Here is a 2,962-nt window from a genome sequence, read left to right on the forward strand (position 1 = left end):
CCATGCTTCCACCCGTGACCTATCTACCTCATCGTCTCTGAGGGGTCTTTCTTGATTACTCAAAGGGAAATCTCATCTTGGAGGGGGCTTCATGCTTAGATGCTTTCAGCATTTATCCCGTCCGCACGTAGCTACCCAGCGATGCTCCTGGCGGAACAACTGGTACACCAGCGGTGCGTCCATCCCGGTCCTCTCGTACTAAGGACAGCTCTCCTCAAATTTCCTGCGCCCACGACGGATAGGGACCGAACTGTCTCACGACGTTCTGAACCCAGCTCGCGTACCGCTTTAATGGGCGAACAGCCCAACCCTTGGGACCTACTCCAGCCCCAGGATGCGATGAGCCGACATCGAGGTGCCAAACCTCCCCGTCGATGTGGACTCTTGGGGGAGATCAGCCTGTTATCCCCAGGGTAGCTTTTATCCGTTGAGCGATGGCCCTTCCATGCGGAACCACCGGATCACTAAGCCCGACTTTCGTCCCTGCTCGACTTGTAGGTCTCGCAGTCAAGCTCCCTTCTGCCTTTGCGCTCTACGAATGATTTCCAACCATTCTGAGGGAACCTTTGGGCGCCTCCGTTACTGTTTAGGAGGCGACCGCCCCAGTCAAACTACCCGCCTGACACGGTCCTCCAGCCGGATGACGGCTGCGAGTTAGAGACTCTATGCATGAAGGGCGGTATCCCAAGGGTGACTCCTCCGAAGCTGGCGCTCCGGTCTCGACGTCTCCCGCCTATCCTGTACATCATGCACAAAGCCTCAATATCAGGCTGTAGTAAAGCTCCATGGGGTCTTTCCGTCCTGTCGCGGGTAACCTGCATCTTCACAGGTACTATGATTTCACCGGGTCTCTCGTTGAGACAGTGCCCAAATCGTTACGCCTTTCGTGCGGGTCGGAACTTACCCGACAAGGAATTTCGCTACCTTAGGACCGTTATAGTTACGGCCGCCGTTTACTGGGGCTTCGGTTCAAAGCTTCGCTTGCGCTAACCCATCCCCTTAACCTTCCAGCACCGGGCAGGCGTCAGCCCCTATACGTCATCTTGCGATTTAGCAGAGACCTGTGTTTTTGCTAAACAGTCGTTTGGGCCTATTCACTGCGGCTCTACTCATGTAGAGCGTCCCTTCTCCCGAAGTTACGGGACCATTTTGCCGAGTTCCTTAACGAGAGTTATCCCGCGCGTCTTAGAATTCTCATCCCGCCTACCTGTGTCGGTTTACGGTACTGGCACCTTCCACCTCACTAGAGGCTTTTCTTGGCAGTGTGAAATCGTGACCTTCGTCCCTACGGGACTCCGCATCGTTCCTCGACTTTGATGCCTGACGGATTTGCCAATCAGACGGTCTCGAAACTTACACATGCACTTCCATCCGCATGCGTCACTATCCTCCTGCGTCCCCCCATTGTTCAAACGGTGGATCGGTGGTACAGGAATATCAACCTGTTATCCATCGCCTACGCCTTTCGGCCTCGGCTTAGGTCCAGACTAACCCTGAGCGGACGAGCCTTCCTCAGGAAACCTTGGGCTTTCGACGGAGGGGATTCTCACCCCTCTTTTCGCTACTCACACCGGCATTCTCACTTCCAAACGCTCCACTGCTCCTTCCGGTACAGCTTCACAGCGGTTTGGAACGCTCCCCTACCATTCCTTACGGAATCCGCAGCTTCGGTGGTATGTTTAGCCCCGTTACATTTTCGGCGCGGCGCCACTCGACTAGTGAGCTATTACGCACTCTTTGAATGGTGGCTGCTTCTAAGCCAACATCCTAGCTGTCTAGGCAGCGCCACATCCTTTTCCACTTAACATACACTTTGGGACCTTAGCTGGCGGTCTGGGCTGTTTCCCTCTTGACTACGGATCTTATCACTCGCAGTCTGACTCCCGAGTATAAGTTGCCGGCATTCGGAGTTTAACTGAATTCGGTAACCCTGTGGGGGCCCCTAGTCCAATCAGTGCTCTACCTCCGGAACTCTCAACCTCGAGGCTAGCCCTAAAGCTATTTCGGGGAGAACCAGCTATCTCCAGGTTCGATTGGCATTTCACCGCTACCCACACCTCATCCCCGCACTTTTCAACGTGCGTGGGTTCGGACCTCCAGTCAGTGTTACCTGACCTTCATCCTGGACATGGGTAGATCACCTGGTTTCGGGTCTACGACAACGCACTATGGCGCCCTATTCAGACTCGCTTTCGCTACGGCTCCGCCTCATCAGCTTAACCTCGCGCGCTATCGTAACTCGCCGGTTCATTCTACAAAAGGCACGCCATCACCCATGAACGGGCTCTGACTACTTGTAGGCATACGGTTTCAGGATCTATTTCACTCCCCTTCCGGGGTGCTTTTCACCTTTCCCTCACGGTACTGGTTCACTATCGGTCACTAGGGAGTATTTAGCCTTGGGAGATGGTCCTCCCGGATTCCGACGGGGTTTCACGTGTCCCGCCGTACTCAGGATCCACTCTGGAGGGAAAACAGTTTCAGCTACAGGGCTGTCACCTTCTTCGGCCGGCCTTTCCAGGTCGTTCACCTACTGTCTTCCTTTTTGACTCCGTATAGAGTGTCCTACAACCCCGGAGAGCATGCTCTCCGGTTTGGGCTGTTCCCGTTTCGCTCGCCGCTACTCAGGGAATCGCATTTGCTTTCTCTTCCTCCGGGTACTTAGATGTTTCAGTTCCCCGGGTCTGCCTCACGCTACACTATGTATTCATGTAACATGTCCCATCCCATTACGGATGGTGGGTTCCCCCATTCGGAAATCCTCGGATCAAAGCATACTTACTGCTCCCCGAAGCATATCGCTGTTCGTCGCGTCCTTCATCGGCTCCTAGTGCCAAGGCATCCACCGTACGCCCTTCATACCTTGATCTAGCATTTTGGTATTCTAAGAACACACGTCTAATGACATGGTTATAAAAAGTTTGATGTCTTGTTGATGTCTTCAGTTTTCAAGGTGCGAGTG

General features: G+C 54.0%; 1 rRNA gene. It reads right to left on the bottom strand.

The features are described 5' to 3' along the window. A 23S ribosomal RNA gene (locus KNP91_RS15530) occupies positions 1 to 2,869 on the bottom strand; the annotation flags it as partial. Positions 2,870 to 2,962: the final 93 nt, after the last annotated feature.

The sequence above is a fragment of the Exiguobacterium sp. s138 genome (assembly GCF_018618775.1).
GTDB lineage: Bacteria > Bacillota > Bacilli > Exiguobacteriales > Exiguobacteriaceae > Exiguobacterium_A > Exiguobacterium_A artemiae.